Raw genomic sequence first — 23,998 nt, 5'->3', positions numbered from 1 at the left:
CAACCCGGACCCTTGTCAACATCCACAGGACGGCCCGTCAGCATGCTCCTCGCATCCAGGCCGATCGCTGCGTTCGCGGTGGTCGGCGCACTCAGTCTCCTCTTGGCCGGTTGTTCCGGTGGGGGCGACGACGCCACCCCGTCGCCGTCCGCGTCCGTCTCGCGCACCCCGAGTGCGACCCCGACGGGCGACGACTCGGCGACCACTGCCCCCACCGACACGGCCTCGACGCCGACCGACGGTGCGTCCGACGGCGACGGCGACGACGCCTCCGACGACGACACCCCCGGCGCGTTCCCGGGCAGCGGCGCGACGAACCAGCCGGACACCGACCCGTCGGAGTACCCGGCCACGGCCGTCGTCACCTTCGCCGGCTGGGACACCGGGTCGAAGACCCTCCAAGCCGGCGGCCTGGTCTCCGGCACGACCGACACGAGCGGGAAGTGCACCTTCACCGCGACGAAGGACGGCGTCACGCGCACCGCAACGAGCACCGCACAGGCGAGTGCGTCGTCGGTGAACTGCGCGCAGGTGTCGTTCCCCGCGGCGAAGGTGCCGAGCGGCACCTGGTCCGTCACCCTGACCTACGCCGTCGGCTCCGCGTCGACGACGTCCGACCCCCTGACCGCCGAGGTCCCGTGATGCGCAACTCCCGCACCCCCCGCACCACCCGAGCAGCCCGCTCCCGTCGTCCCCTCCGCAGCTCCCTCGCCATGGTTGCGGCCCTCGCCGTCGCGGTGAGCGGCCTGACCTTCGGCACGGTGCTCGCGGAGCAGACCACGACCCAGGCGGCCTCGGCCGCGGTCGCCTCGGACTTCGACCCGGGCAACATCATCAGCGACGCGAACTTCTACAACGGCTCGGCGATGAACGCCGCCGCCGTGCAGTCGTTCCTGACGAGCGTCGCGCCGAACTGCCGCAAGGCCTCCGGCGGCCCCGCCTGCCTGAAGGACTTCTCGCAGAAGATGAGCTCGATCGGCGCCGTCTCCGGCCGGTGCGCGGCCATCGCCGGCGGCACGAAGACCGCCGCGACGATGATCGCCCAGGTCGGTGCCGCGTGCGGCATCAGCCAGAAGGTGCTGCTCGTGCTCCTGCAGAAGGAGCAGGGCATCGTCACGACGTCCTCGCCGACGTCCTACATGTACCTGCACGCCACCGGTTTCGCGTGCCCGGACACCGCCCCGTGCGACCCGGCCTACTACGGCTTCGGCCAGCAGGTCTACGCCGCGGCGCTCCAGTTCAAGCGGTACCAGGCGTCGCCGACCTCGTGGGCGTACCAGGCGGGCCGGACGAACTCGATCCTGCTCAACCCGAACGCGGCCTGCGGCCGGAAGTCCGTCTACATCCAGAACCAGGCCACCGCGAGCCTGTACATCTACACCCCATACACCCCGAACGCCGCGGCCATGTCGAACCTCTACGGCACCGGTGACAGCTGCTCGGCCTACGGCAACCGCAACTTCTGGCGCATGTACACCGACTGGTTCGGTGCTGCGGCCGGCGGTGGCAACCCCTACGGCGACGTCGACTCCGTGACCGCGACCTCCACCTCGTCGATCACGGTCACCGGCTGGGCGGCCGACCCGGACACCACCAACGCCCTGCGCGTCGCGTTCTACGTCGACGGCGCCGGCGCGAAGACCGTCACGGCGGACAAGACCCGGAGCGACCTCGCCGGCACCCTCGGCGCGAACAACACCAAGCACGGGTTCTCGGCCGAGCTGACCGGGCTGAGTCTCGGCAAGCACTCCGTCTGCAGCTACGCCATCAACCAGGGCCGCGGGGCGAACACCCTGCTCGGCTGCTACACCCGGACCATCACGAGCGCGGCACCCAAGGGCGTCCTCGACTCGGTGACCGGTGGCGTCGGCACGATCTCGGCGACCGGCTGGGTCCTCGATCCCGACTCGTCCAAGCCCGGCTCGTGGAAGATCCTCGTCGACGGCGTGAGCAAGGCGACCGGCACTGCGGACAAGACGCGCACCGACGTGGCGAAGGTCTACCCGGGCGTCGGCAGCACCCTCGGCTTCTCGAAGACGATCGGCGGCATCAGCGCGGGCACGCGCGCCGTGACGCTGTACGTGATGGACAAGCCCGGCACGAAGTACGTGAAGGTCGCGTCGAAGTCGGTCGTCGTGGACGCCCCGACCACCGGCAAGACCGGCAAGACCGGTGCCGTGCGCGGCTCGTACGACTCCGTCACCGGCGGCGTCGGCACGGCCACCGTGCGGGGCTGGGCGATCGACCCGGACGTGTGGGACCCGGTCAAGTACAAGATCCACGTCGACGGCGTGAGCACGGACAGCGGGGTCGCCGACGCCACCCGCACCGACGTCGAGGCGGAGCACCCCACGTGGGGCTCCGACGTCGGCCTGACGCTCCGGCTCACCGGCCTGCAGGCCGGCAAGCACACCGTGCGCGTCTACTTCCAGGACCTGCAGGGCGGCAAGTACGTCAGCTTCGGCACCAAGTCCGTGACCGTGACCGCCGCGTCGACCGCCGAACCCGACGCGTCGGGGACGACCGGCAAGACGGGCAAGACCGGCTCGGTCAAGGGTGCGTTCGAGTCCGCGGTCGGTGGCGTGAACAGTGCCACCGTGCGCGGCTGGGCGATCGACCCCGACGTCTGGGACCCCGTCGCCTACAAGATCCACGTCGACGGTGTCGCCATCGCCCCCGGGACCGCGAACGCGAAGCGGACCGACGTCGAGGCCGTGCACCCCGCATGGGGCTCCGACGTGGGACTCGCCCTGAAGATCCCGGAGCTGGCAGCCGGCACCCACACCGTGCGCGTGTACTTCCAGGAGCTGCCGAGCGGCACGTACAAGAGCTTCGGCACGAAGAGCGTGACGGTCACCGATCCGCCCACCACCGGCAAGACGGGCAAGACCGGATCGGTCAAGGGCCTGTACGAGTCCGTCACCGGCGGCACGGGCACCATCACCGTGGCCGGCTGGGCGATCGACCCGGACGTCTGGGACCCGGTCAAGTACAAGATCCACCTGGACGGCGTGGCCGTCGCGCCCGGAACGGTCAACGCGACCCGCACCGACGTGCAGGCCGTGCACCCGGACTGGGGATCGGACGTCGGACTGTCGCGGAAGTTCACCGGGGTGAAGAAGGGCACGCACACCGTGCGCGTCTACTTCCAGGACCTGCCGAGCGGCACCTACAAGAGCTTCGGCACGAAGACCGTCACGGTGCAGTAGGCCGCCACCACGACGGTCCGGAGGCGGACCCCACCAGCCGGTACCGGCGCACCGCGCCAGCGGGGTGACGGCCGAGACGGGAGGCCCGGTACCAGCTGGTACCGGGCCTCCCGTCCGTCACGTGGTCGCGTCGACCGCCGTCAGCGGCGCGCGCGCCGCGCCATCAGGCCCACGCCGTGCAGCAGCCGGTACTCGGGGGAGCGGGTGAGGCCCGCGAAGCGGGCCGCGATCTGGTCGCGCTCCGCCTCGGCCAGGCGGCGGGCGGTGTCGTACGCGCCGACCTTCTGCTCCGATTCGACCAGGCGCGCGTTGATGTCGTGCACGCCGGCGAGGTGGACGTCGCGGTCGTGTTCGGCCTGCCGGAGCGTCTCGCGCTGGGCGGTGGCCCACCGCAGGAACGCGCCACGCTCGCCGCGCCGGCCCGAGGCGGCTGCGACGGCGGCGTCGAGCGACGGACCGACCTGCTCGGCGCGGCTGCGGAACGAGTGCCGCTCGAGGACGACGGCGCGGAGGCGGGCGACCAGGGCGGTGCGCTCGTCCCCGGGCATCGCGAGCACGCGCTCGAGCGAGTCGGCATCGTCGAACACCGGCACGTCGGACAGGCCGAGCTCGTCGAGCCCGAGCGCGCAGTCGGTGACGGGCAGCGCCCCGGAGGCGAGCGACTCGTACAGGCGGGAGTTCAGCGTGCCGTACTCGGCGGCCGGTTCGATGACGTCGTCGACGACGAAGCCGGCGGCGCGGTAGACCTCGGGGAGGGCGAAGTAGGACACGGCCGGGCGGAGCTCGACGCCCGCGGAGGCCTCGACGTGGTCGACGTTCGCGGCGAACCAGACGATCGGTTCGGCCGGGGCGACCTCGGCCAGGACGTCCTGCACCCGGCGGCGGACGCCCCAGAAGTTGACGGTGGTCACGGCGCGGTCCGTGCGCTCCCGCGGTACGGGGGTGTCGGTCGTGAACAGCTCGGTGTCGACGCCGATCGGCACCACCTCGACGGGGCCGGAGTACGCAGCGGCGATCGCATCGCGGGCGATCCCGGACGAGGTCCAGACCGCGTCGAACTCGTCGAGGTACGGCAGGGCGGCCCACTTGGCGGTCCAGTTCCGCACCCACGCCACCAGCGCGGTGCCGGCGGGGACGTACCCGGGCACGAAGGACTCGATCATGCTGACCACGACGGCGGTGTCGGCGGGGAGCTCCTCGCCCCAGCGCTCGAGCGGCCACATCGCCACGCCCCAGCCCTCGGCCCGGAGCGCCCGTGCCAGTCCGAGCGCGACGAACAGGTCGCCCTTGCCCTCGGCCGGGTCGGCGGTCGACACCGCGAAGCGGATCGTGCCGCGGGGGCCCTCGGCGTGCTCGTCGGCCGCGAGGGCCGCGTAGTCCTCGCGGAGGGGGGAGGACATGGGGGTGCTCGGGATCACTGCGGTCACGCACGCCATTCTGCACGAATCCGCAGCGGCGACAGGGAGTCCGTGGGCGCGCCTTGTAGGGTGTCATCGGCCCGCGGCACCCCGTCGGCCGAGCCATCGACCCGCGCCCGGTGCGCGGCAGCTGCTGGAGGAACTCGCGTGACAGAGCGCAAGCCGGGAGTCGTGTCCGTCATCCTCGTGAACTACAAGGGCACGGACGACACCCTGACGAGCATCGCGGAACTCCGCAAGCAGGACTGGCCGCAGGACAAGCTCGAGGTGATCGTCGTCGAGAACGGTTCGGGCCCCGAGCACCTCGGACGTCTGCAGGCCTCGACCCTCGACTTCACCCTGATCGACGCGGGTGCGAACCTCGGGTTCACCGGCGGGTGCAACCTCGGCGTCGAGAAGTCCTCCGGCGAGGTCGTGGCGTTCCTCAACAACGACGCCCGTCCGGACACCGGCTGGGTGCGCGAGGCGATGGCCACCTTCGCCTCCGGTGCCGACATCGGCGCCGTCGCCTCGAAGGTCCTCGACTGGGAAGGCGTCAACGTCGACTTCACCGAGGCCGCGATGACCTGGTACGGCATGGGCTACAAGCCCTTCGCCGGGTCACCGGACACCGGCCGGTGGGAGAGCGAGACCGACGTCCTGTTCGGCACCGGTGCCGCGATGTTCATCCGCGCCGAGCTCTTCGAGCAGCTCGACGGCTTCGACGACCGCTACTTCATGTTCTACGAGGACGTCGACCTCGGCTGGCGGCTCAACCTGCTCGGCTGGCGCTTCCGGTACCAGCCGAAGTCCGTCGCGTTCCACAAGCACCACGCGTCGATGAACAAGTTCGGCGACTTCCGCGAGACCTACCTGCTCGAACGCAACGCGCTGTTCACGCTCTACAAGAACCTCGGCGACGAGCAGCTCGCCGCGGCGCTGCCCGGTTCCCTGGCACTCGCCGTCCGCCGTGCCGTGGGTCGCGGGGAGCTCGACTCCACCGAGCTCGACCTGCGCAACCCCGGCGACGACAGCGTCCCGACGATCCCGGTGCCGAAGACGAGCATGGCGGGCATCTACGGCGTCGACCAGTTCGTCGAGCAGCTGCCGTCGATGACCGAGTCCCGTCGCCGGATCCAGGCGACCCGTGTCCGGTCCGACCGCGAGCTCCTCCGCCTGTTCGGCAACCGCGACGAGCCCGCGTACCCGATCGAGAACTACCTGGCCGGCTACGACAAGATCGTGCACTCCCTCGGCGTGCTCAAGGTCGGCACCCGTCGCCGTGTCCTGATCATCACGGGCGACTCGATCGGCGCGAAGATGGCCGGTCCGGCGATCCGCGCCACCCAGATGGCCAAGCAGCTGGCGTCCGAGCACGACGTCCGCGTGGTCAGCCTGACCCGCTCGTCGTCGATCGACCCGTCGTACGAGGTCGTCACCGTCCCGCACCGCCACCCGCGTCAGATGGTCGAGCACGAGGGCTGGGCCGACGTCATCATCGTGCAGGGTCACGCGCTCCGGCTGTTCCCGGTGCTCGAGTCGACCAGCAAGATCCTGGTCGTCGACGTCTACGACCCGCTGCACCTCGAGCAGCTCGAACAGGGCCGCAGCGACGACGTCGACAAGTGGAACCGCCAGATCCTCGACGCGTCGGACACGCTGAACCACCAGCTCGAGCTCGGCGACTACTTCATCTGCGCCTCGGAGCGCCAGCGGATGTTCTGGCTCGGCCAGCTCGCCGGCTCCGGCCGCGTGAACGCCCGCACCTACTCGCGCGACGCCGACCTGCGCTCGCTCATCGGCGTCGTGCCGTTCGGCCTGTCCTCGACGCCGCCGGTGCACGACCAGCAGCGCGTCAAGGGCGTCGTGCCGGGCATCGGCAAGAACGACAAGCTCGTCGTCTGGGGCGGGGGCATCTACGACTGGTTCGACCCGATCACCCTGGTCCGCTCGATCGCCCAGCTCGCCGAGCGCCGTCCGTCGGTCAAGCTCTTCTTCATGGGCGTGCAGCACCCGAACCCCGACGTCCCCGAGATGGACATCGTCGCGAAGGTCCGCGCCGAGGCCGACGCGCTCGGCCTGACCGGCAAGCACGTGTTCTTCAACGACCAGTGGATCCCGTACGAGGAGCGCGGCGCCTACCTGCTCGAGGCCGACGCCGGCGTCTCGACGCACTACGAGCACCTCGAGACCACGTTCTCGTTCCGCACCCGCATCCTCGACTACCTGTGGGCACGCCTGCCGATCGTCACGACGGCCGGCGACTCGTTCGGCGACCTCGTCGCGGAGGAGAAGCTCGGCATCGCCGTGCACGAGCAGGACGTCGACGGGCTGGCCACCGCGCTCGAGACGGCGCTCTTCGACAAGAAGGCCCGCACCGAGTTCATCGGCAACGTCGACCGCGTGCGCGAGCAGTTCACGTGGGAGAACGTCCTGGCGCCACTCGTCGAGTTCTGCCGGAACCCGATCCGTGCTGCGGACAAGTCGGTGCGTGACACCGCCTCGTCGATCGAGCCGCACAAGATGCGCGTCCGCGTCCCGGAGCGCAAGAAGCTCTCGGGCGTCCGCTACGACCTCGGCCGTGCCGTGCACTACCTGCGCACCGAGGGCCCCCGCAGCGTCGCCGGCAAGGTGAAGCGGCGTCTGAACCGGTGACCCCGGGGGAGGCCACCGCCCTCGTCATCGTCCCGACGTACGACGAGGCCGAGAACGTCCGTGCGATCACCGCCGCCGTGCTGGCGGCGGTGCCCGGTGCCCACGTGCTCGTCGTCGACGACGGCAGCCCGGACGGCACCGGGGACATCGTGCGGTCCCTGGCCGCTGCGGACGACCGTGTGCACCTGCTGCAGCGCTCCGGCAAGCTCGGGCTCGGCACGGCGTACGTCGCCGGGTTCCGGTGGGGTCTGGAGCGCGGGTACCCGCTGCTGGTCGAGATGGACGCCGACGGCTCGCACCCGGCTGACCGGTTGCCGGCCCTGGTCGACGCCGTGACCGCGTCCGACGCCGTCCTGCTCGCGATCGGGTCCCGCTGGGTCGCCGGTGGGTCGGTGGTCGACTGGCCGCTCCGGCGCCGTGTGCTCAGCCGCGGGGCCAACACCTACGCCCGCCTGGTGCTCGGGCTCGACGTGCGGGACATCACCGCCGGCTTCCGCGTGTACCGCTCGTCGGCGATCGCGCGGATGGACCTCGGGTCGGTGGACTCGAAGGGGTACTGCTTCCAGGTGGACATGACGCTGCGCGTGGACGCCCTCGGCGGCCGCATCGTCGAGGTGCCCATCCGCTTCCGTGACCGCGTGCACGGCGTCTCCAAGATGAGCCGGTCCATCGTCCTCGAGGCGATGCTCCGCGTCACCCGGTGGGGTGTGCAGCGCCGCCTCGGTCGCCGCACGCGCCCGTAGCGCGCGCCGCCCCGCCACTCCGTGGGGAGGAACGGTCGGGTCGCCTCGGCGGAAGCGACCTCCCCTGCTCACGAAGCGCGCGCCAGGAACGTTCGGCGTGACGGCCCGGAGACGCTGTGCGGGGTCGCGACGGGCCTCCCGGCAGTCGGTGGGCCGCGCCGTACCGCGGCTACACGCGCGGCAGGTGCCGGCGCCACGAGCGGCGCCGCGCGGCGATCACGAGGACCGTCACGAAGAACATCAGCCCAGCGCCGTGCAGCAGGTAGCTCTCCGCCGTGCTGGTGACGGCGAGCAGGACGAGCACGGCGGCCGGCCACACGTACGCCACGCCCGGGAAGGTCGTCGCCGTCACCCAGGCCCGCGCGAACGCGAGCAGCGCGGTGATGCCGAGGATGAGCGTGCCCGCGAAGCCGATCTGCAGCCAGGCGTCCACGAAGGCGTTCAGGCCCGAGGTGAACCGGACCCCGGCGGGGTCGATGAGCGTCACGTAGGGCACGACGGGCTCGGTCGGCCACGTGCCCACCCAGCCCCAGCCCTGGATCGGGTACCGCTCCACCAGGACCCGGATCTGGGACCAGAGGTCCGTCCGGGTGGCCGTGCCGCCGGCCGCGCCGATCTCGGCGAGCAGGCGGTGCCGGGCGAGCACCCCGACGGCCAGCGTCAGCAGGACGGCCGCGCCGAGGACGCCGTTGACCACCGGCCTGGTCGCCGGTCGTGCGTGCCGGAGTGACCAGAGCGCCAGCGCGGTGACGGCGAGCGCGATCATCGCGAGCCCGGTGATGGGGGACTGCACGAGCATCAGGGCGATGACGGCGAGCGAGGTCGAGGCGATCGCCCGCCAGACCGTGACCGACCGGGTGAGGAACTCGACCACGAAGGTGACCAGGGCCATCGCGGCGATGAAGCCCATGAAGTTGCGGGTACCGCCGATGCCCTGGATCGGGCCGCCGTACGCGATGTCGCCGCGGATGCCGAACGCCGGGAACGGGACGTCGAGGACCAGGCCGGACAGGACCTCGAGTCCGAGGGCCGTCACGAGCAGGATCCGGAACGCGTCCCCCGAGGCCCGGATCACCTGCACCAGGTCGCGGCCGAGGGCGAGGTACAGCCCGAGACCGATGAAGCACACGGTCTGCACCAGTCCGCGGAGCGCCACCCAGGAGTACTCGCTCCAGAGCACGCTCAACGCGCAGTAGCCGACGAAGGCCAGCAGTGAGAGGGGGAGGACTCCGTGCCACTCGATGCGGTACCGCTGGCCGAGCAGGCTCAGTCCCGCGAGCACGAACAGCGTCACGAGCACGGCCCAGGTGCCCGCACGGCCGACGAGGGCCTCGACCGTGGGTTGCCCGAACCCGAACAGCACGATGACCGTCGCGAGCGCCTGGCTGAACCGTCCACCGGCCGAGAAGCCGATCCAGGCGGAGAGGTACCGGCGCCCGAGCACCTGTCTGCTCACCCGGCCGTCCGTCACGCGTCCATCTTGGCGCACGACCTTGTGACGAGCGCACCGCATCGCGGTGTGGCTGTATCGACGATGCGCGATGACCGAACTATCCTCACCGGATGGACCTCGCGCGCAGGGTCGCCGGCGTCCCCCTCGTCGCGGTCGTCGTCGGCATGCTCACGACCGCCCTGGCCTGGTACCGGCTCGGCCCGGTACCGCGGAACACCGTCTGGGCCGAGGACGGCGGCGTGTTCCTGCGCGAACGGATCGCGATGGGGCCCGTCGACACCCTGCTGCACCCCTACGCGGGGTACGTGCACCTGCTGCCACGGCTCATCGTCGACCTCGGGTACGCGCTGCCGCCCGAGCGGTACGCGCAGGTGGTGGCGCTCGCCGCGTGCACCGTCGTCGGCGGGGTGTGCGCCCTGGTGTTCGTGCTGTCCCGTGAGGTCGTCCGCCCGTGGCCGCTGCGGCTGGTGCTGGCCGCCGTCCCCGTCGTCCTGCCGCTCGCTCCGTACGAGATCAGCGGCAACGCGGCGAACCTGCACTGGTTCCTGCTCGTCCTGGTGCCGTGGGTCTTCGCATGGCGTGCTCGGTCGTGGTGGGGGGCCGGGGCGCTCGCCGTGGTCGCGGGGGCGGCCGTGCTCACCGAACCGCTCACCGCCCTGTTCGCGCCCCTCCTGCTCCTCGCCTGGACGCCGCGTGGCCGTGCGCCCGGGCCGGCAGGGAGGTGGACCGCGCTGCCCGTCACCCTCGTCGTGGTCGCCGCCCTGGTGGTGCAGGGCGTGACGACCCTGACGAGTCCGCGTGCACTCGCCACGGGGTCGCCAGCGGCGCGCGACGTGTTCGCGGGGTACCTGCTGCGGCCCGTGGCGGGCACCTGGGACCCGGACCTCGGCGCGGTCCTGACGGCGGTGGTCGAGCACGGGTGGGCGGTGGTCGTGGTGCCCGCAGCCCTGCTGCTCGTCGTCCTGGTGGCGGCCGTCGTCGTCGGGCGGGCGCGCTCCCGGTGGATGGTCGCGGCCCTCGCCGTCGGCTCCGTCGCGGTGTGGTGGGCGGCCCTGCTCGCCAACGGCGGCGACGGCATTCGGTGGGCGGCCCCGGTCGCTGCCATGGCCGCCGTGCCGCCGCAGCGCTACGCCGCGGCCGCCGGCCTGCTGCTGGTGAGCGCCGCCGTCGTCGCCGCCGCCACGCTCGTGGACGCCCGCAGCTGGTCGCGTGCTGCAGGACGGACGGGAGGCCCCGGTCGCCTGGTCGGCGCGCTGGCCGGTTGGTGCGTGGTCACCGCCGTCGTCGCGTCGGCGGTCCTGCACGTCGCGCCGTCGGACACGCGGCGGAGCGGCGGGCCGGTGTGGGCGGGGCAGCTGCCGGCGGCGGTGGAGGCGTGCGACGCGGACCCGACGCTCCAGGTCGCCCGGGTGAAGTCGAACCCGTGGTCGTCCCCCGTGTCGTGCTCGTGGCTGTCGCGCTGAGCGAGCGTCCGGGTCAGCGCGTGCCTGCCCAGCGGAACTCCCGCTTGGCGGGCGGCGTGCGCGGACCGTCGCCGGTGGAGACCGGTTCCTCGCCGGTCAGCACGATGCGCGTCTTGATGGCGAGCAGGGCGAAGAGCACCCAGTTCCCCTGGTAGAGCAGGCGGGACTCGGCGACGGACTGCACGAGCAGGGCGACGACGACCAGGAGCGGCAGGAGCGACACCGGGTCGAACGCCCGCGGACGCAGCGCTGCGTCGTACCCGATGCGGGTCGCGCAGGCCCACGAGCGGGACAGCGTCGTGACCACGTAGATCGCGAAGAGCACCAGGCCGATGACGCCGGTCTGCATCCAGACGTCCAGGTAGGCGTCGTGTGCCTGCAGGTAGGTGACGCCCTTGCGCTGCGCCAGGTCGGCGAGGGTCGGGATGCCCGGCCACCAGTACCCGATCCAGCCCCAGCCGCCCACGGGGTGCTGGTCGATCAGGCCGAGCACCTTGGCCCAGATCTCCCCGCGCCCGGTGGCGTCCGAGCCCTTGCCGAGCAGCTCGGACACCGGGCCGCGCAGCACGAACGCGGCGACGGCGACGATGACGGCACCCACCGCGAGCAGCAGGTAGCGCGGGGTTCGGCGCTCCGTCGGCACACGGCGCATCCAGACGGCGGCCAGCGCGACCACGGCGACCACGAGCGCGGCGGCGATGACCGTTGACGAGCGGGTGAGGACGAAGCCGAGCGCCGCGACGACGAGCCAGCCGATCGCCTGGTTCCGGCGGATCCGGCCCTCGGCGAACTGCACGGCGACCACGATGGCGACCAGCAGGGCCACCATGGCGAGCAGGTTGGCGTTGCCGGGCAGCCCCTGGATCCGGCCACCGGTGAAGAGCTCGGCGCGCGAGAAGTAGAACGCGTCGGGGACGTCGCGGTCGCCGTAGTCCGTCCAGATCGGGGCGATCGGGTGCCGGACGAACACCGCGACGGCGGCCTCGAACAGGAGCGAGAGCACGAGGACCCAGCGGAGCGCGAGGCTCAGGGCATCGGTGATCCGGCGCCACGTCAGGGTCGACGCGATCGTGAACGCCACGGCTGCGCAGATCACCTGCACGGTCAGGCTCGAGATCGTCGCGAACCGCCAGTGCGACCAGACCAGGGTCACCAGGCACCAGCCGAGGAACGCCCAGAGCGCCCAGGGGGTGCGGACGAGCGGCGGCTTCGCCCGGACCAGGATCGTGATGCCCCACGCCGCGACGAGGGCCCAGAGGACGCCGGCCCCGACCCAGGTCAGGGTGTTCGGCACGGCGTCGCCCGCGAACAGCACGAACAGGGTCGTCGCCCCGAAGGCGAACGCCTCGCGCTCCGGTACGGTCCCGCGCGCCAGTGGCCAGGTGTTCGTCACGACGCCAGGCTACCGGCCGGTCGCCGTCCGCAGGACTCCCTCGGCAGCGCCGGTAGGCTCTGGCCCATGTTCCTCGGCATCACGAACACCCCCCGCGACTACGCCTGGGGTTCGGTCACCGCGATCCCGGAGCTCCTCGGCCGCACCGTCACGGGTGCCCCGCAGGCGGAGCTCTGGCTCGGCGCCCACGCCGGCAGCCCCAGTGTCGTCGTCAACCCGGCCATGGTCGGCGGGGCCGACACACTCCGCGACTGGATCGCCGACGAGCCGGAGACCGCACTCGGTCCGGACCGCACCGGCCTGCCCTTCCTGCTCAAGGTGCTCGCGGCGGCAGCACCGCTGTCGCTGCAGGCGCACCCCACCCCGGAGCAGGCTGAGGAAGGGTTCGCTCGCGAGGAGTGCGACGGGATCGCGCTCGACGACCCGGCCCGCAACTACAAGGACCCGTTCCCGAAGCCCGAGCTCGTCGTCGCGCTGAGCGAACGGTTCGAGGCGCTGAGCGGCTTCCGCCCCGTCGAGGAGACCCTGGCCGAGGTGCGCGTGCTCGACGCCGGCACCGGACGGCTCGGTCCGCTGGAAGTGCACCTGCTGCACGGGCTCGAGGACACCGTCCGCTGGCTCGAGACGGCCGACGAGTCCGCGCTCGCCGTGGTGCAGGCCGCGAGCGACCTGGCCGTCTCGCTCGACGACGACCTGCTCACCCCGAACACGGCGACCGTCCGCGACCTGGCCACCAGCTGGCCCGGCGACCCCGGCATCGTCGTCTCCCTGCTCATGCACCGGGTGACGCTCGCCGCGGGGCAGGCGATGTACCTGCCCGCCGGCAACATCCACGCCTACCTCGACGGACTCGGCATCGAGCTGATGGCGCCGTCGGACAACGTGCTGCGCGGCGGGCTCACGCCGAAGCACGTCGACGTGCCGGAGCTCCTGCGGGTGCTCGACTTCTCCGCGTACCCGGCCCCGGTCCTCGAGCCCGAGCGCATCGCCCCGGGCGTCGACCGGTTCGCGCCGGACGGCGTCGGCTTCGCACTGCTGCGGGTGGACGGCGACGGCCGCCCGGTGGGACTGAGCACGGGCGGGCTCGCTCCGCTCGACGGGCCGTCGATCGCGATCTGCACCGAGGGCGTCGTCACGCTCGTCGGCGCGCACTCGGCGACCCTGCTCCGCAAGGGCGAGTCGTGCTTCATCACGCCGGACGAGGGCGACGTGACGGTCGAGGCGGACTCCTCCGGCGGCATCACGTCGACCGTGTTCATCGCCACCGGCGCCTAGGGGAGCGGACCGGCGCCGAGGCCGGCGCGGGCGCGCACGCCGTGGCGTGGAGCCGCACACCGCCACCGGGGCGTCGCCGACGTCCGCTAGCGTGGCGAGCATGAGTTGGTTGGTCACCGGCGGTGCCGGGTACATCGGGTCCCACGTCGTCCGCGCCCTGCGCTCGGCCGGCATCGACACGGTCGCGTTCGATGACCTGTCGAGCGGTTTCCGCGCGTTCGTCCCGGACGACGTGCCGTTCGTCGAGGGCACGATCCTCGACGGTGAGCTCGTCGCACGCACCCTGCGCGAGCACGAGGTCACCGGCGTGGTGCACGTCGCGGGGTTCAAGTACGCCGGCGTCTCGGTCGAGCGCCCGCTGCACACCTACGAGCAGAACGTCACCGGCATGGCGACCCTGCTGCGCGCCATGGCCGAGACCGGCGTCACCAAGGCGGTCTTCTCGTCGAGCGCGGCGGTCTACGGCACGCCGGACGTCGAGACCGTGGTCGAGTCCACCCCGAAGAACCCGGAGTCGCCCTACGGCGAGTCGAAGCTCATCGGCGAGTGGCTGCTGCGCGACATGGAGGTCGCCGCGGGCTTCACCACCACGTCGCTCCGGTACTTCAACGTCGTCGGCTCGGGGGAGCCCGACCTGTACGACGCCAGCCCGCACAACCTGTTCCCGTTGGTCTTCGACGCGCTGCTCGCCGGCCGGACGCCGCGGATCAACGGCGACGACTACGCCACCCCGGACGGCACCTGCGTGCGCGACTACGTGCACGTGGCCGACCTGGCGCACTCGCACGCGGTGGCCGCGCGGAAGCTCGAGGCGGGGGACCCGCTCGAGCGCGCCTACAACCTCGGCAGTGGCGACGGCGTGAGCGTCCGGCAGATCATGGACGCCATGGCGGCGGGCACCGGGATCGCCTTCGAGCCCGAGATCGCGCCGCGACGCCCCGGCGACCCGGCCCGCATCGTCGCGACCGGCGAAGCCGCCGCCCGTGACCTCGAGTGGGCCATGCGGCACTCCCTGGACGAGATGGTGTCGAGCGCCTGGGAGGCCCGTCGCAGCGCCTCCTGAGCGCCTGAGGACGAGTCAGTTGTCCCCCGGAACGCCCACCCGAGCGGTCCGACACGCCCAAACGGGGGACATGACACGCTGGAGCGGTCAGTGCCTTCTATGATCCGCGACTTGACTCAGGCGAATGACACCGCTGTAATTACAGGCAACGGCCGCAAGAGTTGGGGTTCGTTGTCGAGGCGGCAGGGGTGATCAGGGTGAACGGTTCCGAGTTCCACGCCGGAGTTCCGGAGGACTGGCACGTCGATCCCGTGGCGCTCGGCGTCCCGGGAGTCCGACGTCCGGAGACCGACGACGAGGAGAACCCGCTCGCCTGGCAGGTCGACTCGCTCTGCGCGCAGACCGACCCCGAGGCGTTCTTCCCCGAGAAGGGCGGCTCCACGCGCGAGGCGAAGAAGATCTGCACCTCGTGCGAGGTCCGGGCGCAGTGCCTCGAGTACGCGCTCGAGAACGACGAACGTTTCGGCATCTGGGGCGGCCTCTCCGAGCGCGAACGCCGCAAGCTGCGGAAACGGGCGTAGGAGCGTTCTCGGCGCGCCAGCGCCGTGCGACTGCGCCCCTGAGGAGCCTGCGACGAAGGCGCCGGAAGGCGGCCACCTCCGCCCGTCCCGCACCGTGCAGTGAGCGCATCCAAAGGTTCACGGCGCGCCGCCGTCCGCAGCCGACACCGCGCCTCCAGACCGTAGAGTGACGCCCGTCATGCAGCCCAGAGTCACCGCGATCCTCGTCGCCGCCAACGGGGCGGCCCACCTCGACCGGACCCTGGACGCGCTCGCCGCCCAGACCCGCCACCCCGAGAATCTGGTGGTCGTCGACGTCGGCACGACCGACGGATCGACCGCCGAACTGTCCTTCGGCGGGTCTGCCCAGCTCGTCCGGCTGCCCGCCGGCACCGCGTTCGGTGACGCCGTCCGACAGGGCGAACGCAGCGCGCCACCAGCGGCGACCGACGAGCCGGTCGACGAGTGGCTGTGGATCCTCGGCCACGACAATGCGCCGGCACCAACCGCGCTCGCCGACCTGCTGTCCGCCGTCGAGATCGCGCCGTCGGTCGTCGTCGCCGGTCCGAAGCTCGTCGCCGACGACGATCCCTCGGTCATCCGCGACTTCGGCGAGAGCATGACCCGTTTCGGCCGGTCGATCGTGCTGGTGCAGGACGAACTCGACCAGGGCCAGCACGACCGCAACACCGACGTGCTCGGTGTCGCCGCGGGCGGCATGCTCGTGCGTCGCTCGGTCTGGAACGAGCTCGGCGGCTTCGACCCGGCGCTGCCGGACGTCGACGCGGCCCTCGACTTCTCGGTGCGGGTCCGCCTCGCCGGGCACCGCGTCGCCCTCGTGCCGGAGGCCAGGGTCACCAGCGCGGGACCGATCGAGGAGTTCGGTCGCAAGCGCGTGTCCGAGGCGCGGCGCGTCCGGATGCACCGGCAGGCGCAGCTGCACCGTCGGATGACGTACGCGCCCGCCGCGCTGGTCTGGCTGCACTGGCTCACGCTCGTGCCGTTCGCGATCGGCCGCGCGCTCGGTCACCTCGTCGCGAAGCACCCCGCCGCCGTGGTCCCCGAGCTCTCCGCCGCGTTCGCCGTCGCGTTCGGTGGTGGCACGGGGCGCGCGCGCAAGAACCTCGCCCGCACGAAGAAGCTCGGCTGGGCGGCGGTCGAACCGCTCCGCGTGAGCTGGCGTCGTGTGCACGAACACCGCACCACCTCGCGGGACGTCGAACTCGCCCGGGCGGAGGACGCCCCGATCGCCCGGGCGTCGTTCCTGAGCGACGGCGGCATCTGGGTGGTCCTGGCCGCCGCGGTCCTCAGCGTCGTGACGCTCTACCCGCTGCTCGGGTCGCCGGCCCTGACCGGCGGGGGACTCCTGCCGCTCTCCGCGACCCCGGGACAGCTCTGGCAGAACGTCGGGTACGGCTTCCACTCGCTCGGCACGGGCTTCACCGGCCCGTCCGACCCCTTCGCCGCGGTGCTCGCCGTGCTCGGCTCGATCGTGTTCTGGTCGCCCTCCACCGCGGTCGTGCTCGTCATGCTCGTCGCGTTCCCGTTGTCCGCACTGGGCGCCTGGTTCGCGGTCCGCAAGGTCACGACCCGCACCTGGGCGCCGGTCATCGGTGCGTCGCTGTACGCGATCGCCCCGTCGCTCGTCGGCGCGGTGACGACCGGACACCTCGGCGCCGTGATCGCGCACCTGGTGCTGCCGTGGCTGTTCGTCGCCGTGCTCGAGGCGCACCGCTCGTGGGCCTGGGCCTCTGGTGCGTCGCTCCTGTTCGCCGTCGTCGCCGCCTCGGCACCGTCACTGTTGCCGGTCCTGCTGGTCGGCTGGCTCGTGGCGCTCCTGGTCGGCTGGCGCCGTGCCCACCGTCGTCTGTTCATCCCGGTGCCGACCGCGGTGCTCTTCCTGCCGCTGATCCTGGCGCAGGCGGCACGCGGCAACCTGCTCGCGGTGTTCGCCGACCCGGGCGCGCCGTCCGCGACCCGGGCGCCGTCCGCGCTCCAGCTGGCCATCGGGCAGCCCCTGCCCGACTGGAGCGGCTGGCTCCCCGCGACGTCCGGACTCGCGCTGGTCGCGATGGTCCTGCCGATCGTGATGGCCGTCCTCGCGCTCCCCGTGGCCGCCGCCGCGATCGGGGCGATGCTCGGCCACCGTTGGGCGGTCGCGGGCTCGGCACTCGTCATCGCGCTCCTCGGCTTCGCCACGGCCTTCGCCGCCACCCACGTCACGGTCACCGGTGTCGGTTCGACCACCACCATCGTCTGGCCCGGCAGCGGTCTGTCCGTGTACTGGCTCGCCCTCGTGGTCGCGGCCTGCATCGGCATCGACGTGCTGCCGAAGGCCGCTCCGGTCACCGGGCTCGTCGCGACCGTGCTCGCCGGCGTGGCCGTGGCTCCGGCCTTCGCGGCGTTCTACCTCGGCACCGCCACGATCGAGCCGACCACCGGCCGGGTGCTCAGCGCGTACGTCAACGCCGAGGCCCAGGCGAACCCCGACGTCGGCACGCTCGTGGTCGTCCCGCAGGACGACGGTTCGCTCGCCGTCACGCTCGAGCGCGGGCAGGGGTCCACCCTGGACGACCAGTCGACGCTCGACGCGACCGCACTCCGGCTGAGCGAGTCCGGCGCCCGGCTGACCACGCTCGCCGGCAACCTGGCGAGCCGCAGCGGGTACGACCCCCGGCCGGCGCTCCGCGAGCTCGGCGTGAGCTTCGTGCTCATCGACGACGCCGGTGACGACCCCGAGGCGCAGACGGTGCACGACCGGGCCGCCGGTGCGATCGGCCAGAACGCGCTCTTCACGAGCATCGGCGAGACCACCAACGGGCAGCTGTTCCACTACGAGGGCGAGGTCGACCGCACCCGTTCCGGCTCCGCGGCGACCCAGGCCACCCACGTGCTGTACCTCGTCGTGCTCGGCGTGGTCTTCGGCGCCGCGGCCCTGCTCGCGGTCCCGACGGCCCCGCGCCGCCGCCGTGCCACCTCGAACGTCATCGAGGCCGAGGAACCCGCCACCACCTTCGACGAGGAGCGCGACGAATGAGCACCAACCCGTCCTCGGTCCGGCGCTGGATCGTCCGCGGCACCGCCACGGCCGTCGCCGTCGTCGTCGCCGCGGGTGCCGTCACCGCGGCTCACGCCATCGGCACCGAGTCCGAACCGGGTCGACCGGCCGGGCGCACCGTGACGCCGGTCCCCGCGGCCGCCGAGCGCGTCTGCGCCGGCAGTGCGCTGCGGTTGTCCGACGACGCCGGCAACGACGCGACGCAGGCGAGCACCGTCGGTACCGCGACCGTCGCGACGGCGACGACCGGTTCGACGGTCGAGCGGTCCTCGCTCGACCCCTCCACCACCGGCGGCAGCGACCCCCGGCTCCTGACGGCCCCCGCTGGCGAGACGACGCCGCAGGTCGCGGGCAGCAGCTTCCAGAGCGTCTCGAGCGGCGACCTGGTGGGGGCGGGCGCTGCCTCGTGCGACGACCCGACCCAGTCCACGTGGCTCGTCGGCGGCTCGACGGAGACCGGTCGGACGAGCCTCGTCACGCTCTCGAACCCGACCGACGTGAACGCCACGGTCGACCTGACGATCTTCGACGGCTCGGGGACGGTCAGCGCGCCCGGGACCACCGGCATCGTCGTCGCGCCGAACACGCAGAAGGTCGTCCCGCTGTCGGGCTTCGTGTCCGACGCCGCCTCCACCGTCGTGCACGTCACGTCGTCCGGCGGTCAGATCGTCGCGCACATGCAGGAGTCCGTCGTCCGCACCCTCACCCCGGGCGGCTACGACATCGTCTCCGGTGGGGCCGCCCCGTCCCGCTCGCAGGTCATCCCCGCCGTCGCCCTCGCCGACGCGCAGGCCGCCCAGCGCGGGGACGACACGGCCGACGCGGCGCCGATCGTCCGGCTGTTCGTCCCCGGCACGAAGTCGGCCCGCGTCACCCTCGGCATCAGCACGGCCGACGGCGGCGGCACGACCGTCAACGCCACCGCCGAGCCCGGGGTCGTCACCGACGTCGCGCTCGACGACTTCCCGGACGGCCGGTACTCGTTCACCGTCACCTCGACCGAGCCGGTCGTCACCGGTGCACGCACCACGACGCCGACCGACGGTGCCAGCAGCGGCACCGACCTCGGGTGGTTCGCCTCGGCCGAGCCGCTGGGGGACCGGACGATCACCGCCATCGCCCCGGGTGAGGGCGTGCGCCTGAACTTCGTGAACCCCACCCGTCAGGACCGCTCCGTCACGGTGCGGTCGGGCGACGAGCGTCGGACGCTGGAGATCCTCTCCGGTGCGACCGTGACGCTCCCGGTGCAGACCGCGAAGCAGCTCACGCTGACCGGCACGGAGGGCATCGTCGCGGGCGTGACCTACCGAGGGGCCGACGGCATCGCCGGGTTCCCGGTGCGGCCGGCGACCGACGTCTCCACCCCGGTCCGCGTCTACCCCTGACGCCGGGCACGACGGCCGGCGCGGTCGGACCGGCGCGGGCGGCTCACCAGTGGCGGTAGCGGTCCGGTGCCAGGTCCCACGGGTCCTTGCCGATCAGCTCGCCGACCGCGCGGAACACCGCGGTCTCGATGATGATGCGGCGGTCCGAGTCGTCCTTCTCGGGGCTCCGGTTCACCCGTTCGACGGGGATCCGGAAGACGGTCACGCGGCGGCTGTCGCGGTCGATCCGCCAGCGTGGCATCTCCTCCGGCAGCGAGGTGTCGCTGGGCATGTCCGCCACCTGGAAGACGACGCCGGAGAGCTCCTCGGGCCAGAGACCGAGCAGGTAGTGCGCGCTGTCGCCGACGATCCGGTCGAACGCCTCGGCACGGGTGATGATCGGGGCGAGCTCGGGCCCGGTCACGCTCGAACGCCCACCGCGGCCGTGCCGGGAGCGCCCCCGAGCGCGGTCGACCGGGGTGACGAGGCGAGGCTTCCGACGCATCCCCACATCGTACGCGGGGACGGGTACGCGCCGGACGCTCCGCTAGGCTCCCTGTCGAGATGGACGTGCGGATCTGCAGCAAGGTGGCGTGTGCCAACAGTGCTTCGTCGACCCTGACGTACGACTACGGCGACTCCATGGTCGTCGTCGGGCCGCTGTCGACCCGGGTCGAGCCGCACGGCTACGACCTCTGCGCCCGGCACGCTGCCGCCCTGCGCGTCCCGCGCGGCTGGCAGGTGGTGCGGCGCGAGCCGCTGCCGCGCGACGCCGACTGACGGCTCGCGTCCGCGACGTGCCGCGGTGGTCGGACCGGAGGCCCGTGGGACGTGACCGGGATCTGCTGGTGATCCGCGCCTCCCGGCATGGAAGACTGGTGGGCATGCCCACCGAAACCCGCACCGCTGCTGCGTTCCGTGTCGCCGACCTCTCCCTCGCCGAAGCGGGCCGGCACCAGATCCGCCTCGCCGAGAACGAGATGCCGGGCCTGATGTCCCTGCGTGACGAGTTCGCCGCGTCGCAGCCACTCGCCGGCGCGCGCATCGCCGGGTCCCTGCACATGACGGTGCAGACCGCGGTGCTCATCGAGACGCTCGTCGCCCTCGGCGCGCAGGTGCGCTGGGCCAGCTGCAACATCTTCTCCACCCAGGACGAGGCCGCGGCCGCCGTCGCCGTCGGGCCGACCGGCACCCCGGACGCCCCCGCCGGCGTGCCGGTGTTCGCGTGGAAGGGCGAGACGCTCGAGGAGTACTGGTGGTGCACCAGCCGCATCTTCGACTGGAGCGACGAGGCAGCCGCCGCGGGTGCCGGCTGGACCGGGCCGAACCTGATCCTCGACGACGGCGGTGACGCCACGATGCTCGTGCACACCGGTGCCGACGCCGAGGCGGCCGGTGCCGCTCCGGTGGCCGAACCGGACGCCAGCACCGAGTGGAAGATCGTGCTCGACACCGTCGCGCGGTCGCTCGAGACCTCGTCGGACCGCTGGACCCGCATCGCCGCTGACGTCCAGGGCGTCACCGAGGAGACCACCACGGGCGTGCACCGCCTGTACGAGCTGTTCCGGAACGGCGAGCTGAAGTTCCCGGCGATCAACGTCAACGACTCCGTGACGAAGTCGAAGTTCGACAACAAGTACGGCATCCGGCACTCGCTGCCCGACGGCCTGAACCGCGCCACCGACGTGCTCATCGGCGGCAAGGTCGCCTTCGTCGTCGGCTACGGCGACGTCGGCAAGGGTGCGGCCGAGGCGCTCCGCGGGCAGGGCGCCCGGGTCATCGTCAGCGAGGTCGACCCGATCTGCGCGCTGCAGGCGGCGATGGACGGCTACCAGGTCGCGCGCCTGGCGGACGTCGTCGACACCGTCGACATGGTCATCACGTGCACCGGCAACCTGGGCGTCGTCGGGGTCGACGAGATGCTCGGGCTGAAGCACCTGGCCATCGTGGCGAACGTGGGGCACTTCGACAACGAGATCGACATGGCGGGGCTCGAGGCGCTGCCCGGCGTCTCGAAGGTCGAGATCAAGCCGCAGGTGCACGAGTGGCGGCTGCCGACCGGGCGATCGATCCTGGTGCTGTCCGAGGGTCGGCTCATGAACCTCGGCAACGCGACCGGGCACCCGTCGTTCGTCATGAGCAACTCGTTCACGAACCAGGTGCTCGCGCAGATCGAGCTGCACACCCGGCGCGAGGAGTACCCGACCGGCGTGTACGTGCTCCCGAAGCACCTGGACGAGAAGGTCGCACGGCTGCACCTCGATGCCCTCGGGGTGCAGCTGACGTTGCTGCGTCCGGAGCAGGCTGCGTACATCGGTGTCGCCGTCGAGGGACCCTTCAAGCCGGACCACTACCGCTACTGAGCGGAGCGGGGCTGCCGCTGTCGCTTCCGCTTCCGCTTCCGCCGAACACCGGTGTTCGCACGTTGCACCCCCCGCACGCGGGTGTTCGGAGTGCGAACACCGGTGTCGTGCGAGCAGTCCCAGCGCCGCGCCGCGGTGCGCGTCAGCGCGGGAACCCCGGCGGGGACGCCGCCGCGGTCGCCCCGGCCCGGGACAGCAGCTCGGCTCGGGCCCCCAGCGCCCGCACGTCCCGTCGACGCCGCAGCACGACGACCCCGGCCAGGAACACCTCGGGCGGCACGGGCGGCACGGGGTTCGCGAACGCGGACACCTCGGCCGCCAGGGTCTGCGCCGCCGCCTCGCGCAGTTCGGGGCGCATCAGTGCCGCCCCGCGGAAGAACGCACCCAGGCGGTTCTCCAACCGCTGCGGCAGCGCCGACACGTCCGCGACGCCGGCCCACGCCGTCAACTCCGGGGGCAGCAGCACCTCGGGGTCCCGCTGCTTCGGCAGGCGTTCGTGCTGCACGATCGTGCCGGCGAGCAGGTCCCCGAGGCGCCGAGGCCGACTGCCGAACAGTGCGACGAGCAGGGCGACCGACCCGAAGGTCATCCAGAGCTCGAACAGGCCGACGAGCGACCGGGTGAAGGCGTGCCGGAAGCCGATCGCACCGCCGTCGAGCCGGACGACGCGGGTGCCGGTGGCGAACCGTCCGACGCTCCGCCCCTTCGTCACGGTCTCGACCGCCGCGGGCACCAGCACGAGCACGACGACGAGCAGCGCGATGCCGAGCGCCGCGCCCCAGGCCGGTTCGAGTCCCCTCGGCCAGAGCCGCGAGACGCCGAACAGCGCGAGCACGAACAGGACGAGGACGCACAGGCCGTCCAGCAGGGCGGCCGCGAGCCGCAGCACGAGTCCGGCGGGTTGGACGTCGAGCGCGACGCCCTCGCCGACCACCAGCTCGTCGGCGGTCTCGTCGAGGTCGCGCGAGAACCGGGCGTCGGCGAGGTCACGCGGCGTGCGGGGCTTCGGCATGGGATCATTCTGTCGGAGATCGCGCGATCTGAGGGGGAACACGTGGACCTGGATGCCTACGCCGAGGTGCACCGTGACCGGTGGCAGGAACTCGACCGTCTGGCGCGTGCCCGTCACCGGTCCGGCACGGACGTCGACCGGCTCGTCGCCGGCTACCAGGAGGCCGCGACCGACCTCGCCCGCATCCGGGGCGCCGCACCGCGCACCGTGACCGGCGACCGGCTCTCGCTCACGCTGTTCCGCGCCCGCCTGCGCTTCACCGGCACCCCCGTCGACCCGCTGACCGCGGTCGCCCTGTTCTTCACGCGGCAGCTGCCCGCCGCGCTCTACCGGATCCGCTGGGTGACCATCTGGGTCGCGCTCGCGACGGTGGCGATCGCGGCGATCGTCGCCGTCTGGATCACCACCACCCCCGGTGCGACGGCGACGTTCGGCAGCGACGAGGCCCTGCGCCGGTACGCCACGCAGGACTTCGTCGACTACTACTCCGACCGAGGCCTCGGGGCCTTCACCGCGCAGGTCTGGACGAACAACGCCTACATCGCGGCCACGATGGTGGCGTTCGGCATCACCGGGCTCTTCGTGCCGTTCTCGATCATGCAGAACGCCGTCAGCCTCGGGGTCTCCGCGGCGATCATGCACTCCCAGGGCCGCCTGGCCGACTTCTTCCTCTACATCTCCCCGCACGGACAGCTCGAGCTCTACTCGGTGTTCCTCGCGGGCGGTGCGGGGCTGATGATCTTCTGGTCGTGGGTGGCACCGGGGCCTGGACGCACGCGTGCCCAGGCCCTCGCCGAGGACGGCCGGGCCCTCATCACCATCGCGATCGGCCTGACCCTGACCCTGCTGCTGTCCGGCATCGTCGAGGGCGTGGTGACGCGGCAGGACTGGCCGTGGCCGATCAAGATCGGCATCGGCACGGTCGCCCTCGTCGCGGTGCTCGCCTACCAGTGGGTGCTCGGCGGCCGCGCGTACCGAGCGGGGGAGCGCGGCGACCTCGAGGAGTTCGAGCGCGGCTCCACCGCCCTGGTGGCCGGCTGACGTCCGTCC

At 72.3% G+C, this 23,998-nt stretch carries 18 protein-coding genes; 13 read left to right on the top strand and 5 right to left on the bottom strand.

Features of this window, described 5'->3' with window-relative positions; genetic code table 11:
- Positions 1-42: 42 nt before the first annotated feature.
- Positions 43-642 (top strand): hypothetical protein, encoded by a 600-nt coding sequence (locus OE229_RS13905; protein WP_262138527.1) that lies wholly within the window; start codon positions 43-45, stop codon positions 640-642.
- Positions 642-3,209, top strand: a complete 2,568-nt coding sequence (locus OE229_RS13900; protein WP_262138525.1) for a hypothetical protein — start codon at positions 642-644, stop codon at positions 3,207-3,209. Before OE229_RS13905 ends, OE229_RS13900 begins: the two co-directional genes overlap by 1 nt.
- A 140-nt stretch (positions 3,210-3,349) precedes the next feature.
- Here OE229_RS13900 and OE229_RS13895 read toward each other — a convergent pair whose 3' ends face one another.
- A complete protein-coding gene (locus OE229_RS13895; RefSeq protein WP_209135153.1) occupies positions 3,350-4,636 on the bottom strand; it encodes a glycosyltransferase family protein in 1,287 nt (428 codons plus the stop codon).
- Between the two features lie 138 nt (positions 4,637-4,774).
- Here OE229_RS13895 and OE229_RS13890 point away from each other — a divergent pair, with 138 nt between their 5' ends.
- Both OE229_RS13890 and OE229_RS13885 read left to right on the top strand, forming a co-directional pair.
- Positions 4,775-7,261, top strand: a complete 2,487-nt coding sequence (locus OE229_RS13890; RefSeq protein ID WP_209135155.1) for a glycosyltransferase — start codon at positions 4,775-4,777, stop codon at positions 7,259-7,261.
- Positions 7,258-8,004 (top strand): polyprenol monophosphomannose synthase, encoded by a 747-nt coding sequence (locus OE229_RS13885; protein WP_182065958.1) that lies wholly within the window; start codon positions 7,258-7,260, stop codon positions 8,002-8,004. Before OE229_RS13890 ends, OE229_RS13885 begins: the two co-directional genes overlap by 4 nt.
- A 169-nt stretch (positions 8,005-8,173) precedes the next feature.
- Here the strand turns inward: OE229_RS13885 and OE229_RS13880 are convergent, their stop codons facing one another.
- Positions 8,174-9,475, bottom strand: a complete 1,302-nt coding sequence (locus OE229_RS13880) for an O-antigen ligase family protein (RefSeq protein WP_263344595.1) — start codon at positions 9,473-9,475, stop codon at positions 8,174-8,176.
- A 92-nt stretch (positions 9,476-9,567) separates the two neighbouring features.
- Here OE229_RS13880 and OE229_RS13875 point away from each other — a divergent pair, with 92 nt between their 5' ends.
- A complete protein-coding gene (locus OE229_RS13875; RefSeq protein ID WP_262138522.1) occupies positions 9,568-10,920 on the top strand; it encodes a hypothetical protein in 1,353 nt (450 codons plus the stop codon).
- Between the two features lie 13 nt (positions 10,921-10,933).
- On the opposite strand, the gene OE229_RS13870 is transcribed toward OE229_RS13875, so the two are convergent.
- Positions 10,934-12,313, bottom strand: coding sequence for an O-antigen ligase family protein (locus OE229_RS13870; RefSeq protein WP_182065955.1), 1,380 nt, complete (start codon positions 12,311-12,313; stop codon positions 10,934-10,936).
- A gap of 66 nt (positions 12,314-12,379) precedes the next feature.
- Between OE229_RS13870 and manA the strand changes: the two genes are divergently transcribed.
- From manA to OE229_RS13845, 5 genes are all read left to right on the top strand, one after another.
- The gene (manA, locus tag OE229_RS13865; RefSeq protein WP_259579310.1) at positions 12,380-13,588 is read left to right on the top strand and encodes a mannose-6-phosphate isomerase, class I; all 1,209 of its coding nucleotides are present in this window, start codon (positions 12,380-12,382) and stop codon (positions 13,586-13,588) included.
- A gap of 100 nt (positions 13,589-13,688) precedes the next feature.
- Entirely contained in the window at positions 13,689-14,651 is a 963-nt protein-coding gene (gene galE / locus OE229_RS13860) for a UDP-glucose 4-epimerase GalE (RefSeq protein ID WP_182065953.1), read from the top strand.
- A 188-nt stretch (positions 14,652-14,839) separates the two neighbouring features.
- Complete coding sequence (locus OE229_RS13855; RefSeq protein ID WP_081827389.1) at positions 14,840-15,172, top strand: WhiB family transcriptional regulator; 333 nt, start codon at positions 14,840-14,842, stop codon at positions 15,170-15,172.
- Between the two features lie 178 nt (positions 15,173-15,350).
- The gene (locus OE229_RS13850; protein ID WP_262138516.1) at positions 15,351-18,188 is read left to right on the top strand and encodes a glycosyltransferase; all 2,838 of its coding nucleotides are present in this window, start codon (positions 15,351-15,353) and stop codon (positions 18,186-18,188) included.
- Positions 18,185-19,594, top strand: coding sequence for a DUF5719 family protein (locus OE229_RS13845; RefSeq protein WP_182065951.1), 1,410 nt, complete (start codon positions 18,185-18,187; stop codon positions 19,592-19,594). The genes OE229_RS13850 and OE229_RS13845 overlap by 4 nt, the downstream gene beginning before the upstream one ends.
- Before the next feature lie 43 nt (positions 19,595-19,637).
- Here the strand turns inward: OE229_RS13845 and OE229_RS13840 are convergent, their stop codons facing one another.
- Complete coding sequence (locus tag OE229_RS13840) at positions 19,638-20,078, bottom strand: metallopeptidase family protein (RefSeq protein ID WP_262138514.1); 441 nt, start codon at positions 20,076-20,078, stop codon at positions 19,638-19,640.
- A gap of 59 nt (positions 20,079-20,137) precedes the next feature.
- Here OE229_RS13840 and OE229_RS13835 point away from each other — a divergent pair, with 59 nt between their 5' ends.
- The gene (locus tag OE229_RS13835) at positions 20,138-20,353 is read left to right on the top strand and encodes a DUF3499 family protein (RefSeq protein WP_111039893.1); all 216 of its coding nucleotides are present in this window, start codon (positions 20,138-20,140) and stop codon (positions 20,351-20,353) included.
- A 104-nt stretch (positions 20,354-20,457) separates the two neighbouring features.
- Complete coding sequence (gene ahcY, locus OE229_RS13830) at positions 20,458-21,936, top strand: adenosylhomocysteinase (protein ID WP_262138512.1); 1,479 nt, start codon at positions 20,458-20,460, stop codon at positions 21,934-21,936.
- Positions 21,937-22,078: 142 nt separating this feature from the next.
- Here ahcY and OE229_RS13825 read toward each other — a convergent pair whose 3' ends face one another.
- Positions 22,079-22,948: an RDD family protein gene (locus OE229_RS13825; protein ID WP_262138510.1), complete on the bottom strand. Its 870-nt coding sequence runs from the start codon at positions 22,946-22,948 to the stop codon at positions 22,079-22,081.
- Between the two features lie 42 nt (positions 22,949-22,990).
- On the opposite strand from OE229_RS13825, the gene OE229_RS13820 reads away from it, so the two are divergent.
- A complete protein-coding gene (locus tag OE229_RS13820) occupies positions 22,991-23,989 on the top strand; it encodes a stage II sporulation protein M (protein ID WP_262138508.1) in 999 nt (332 codons plus the stop codon).
- Positions 23,990-23,998: the final 9 nt, after the last annotated feature.

The sequence above is a fragment of the Curtobacterium poinsettiae genome (assembly GCF_025677645.1).
GTDB classification, from domain to species: domain Bacteria; phylum Actinomycetota; class Actinomycetes; order Actinomycetales; family Microbacteriaceae; genus Curtobacterium; species Curtobacterium poinsettiae_A.
This window is presented reverse-complemented; position numbering and strand designations above follow the sequence as displayed.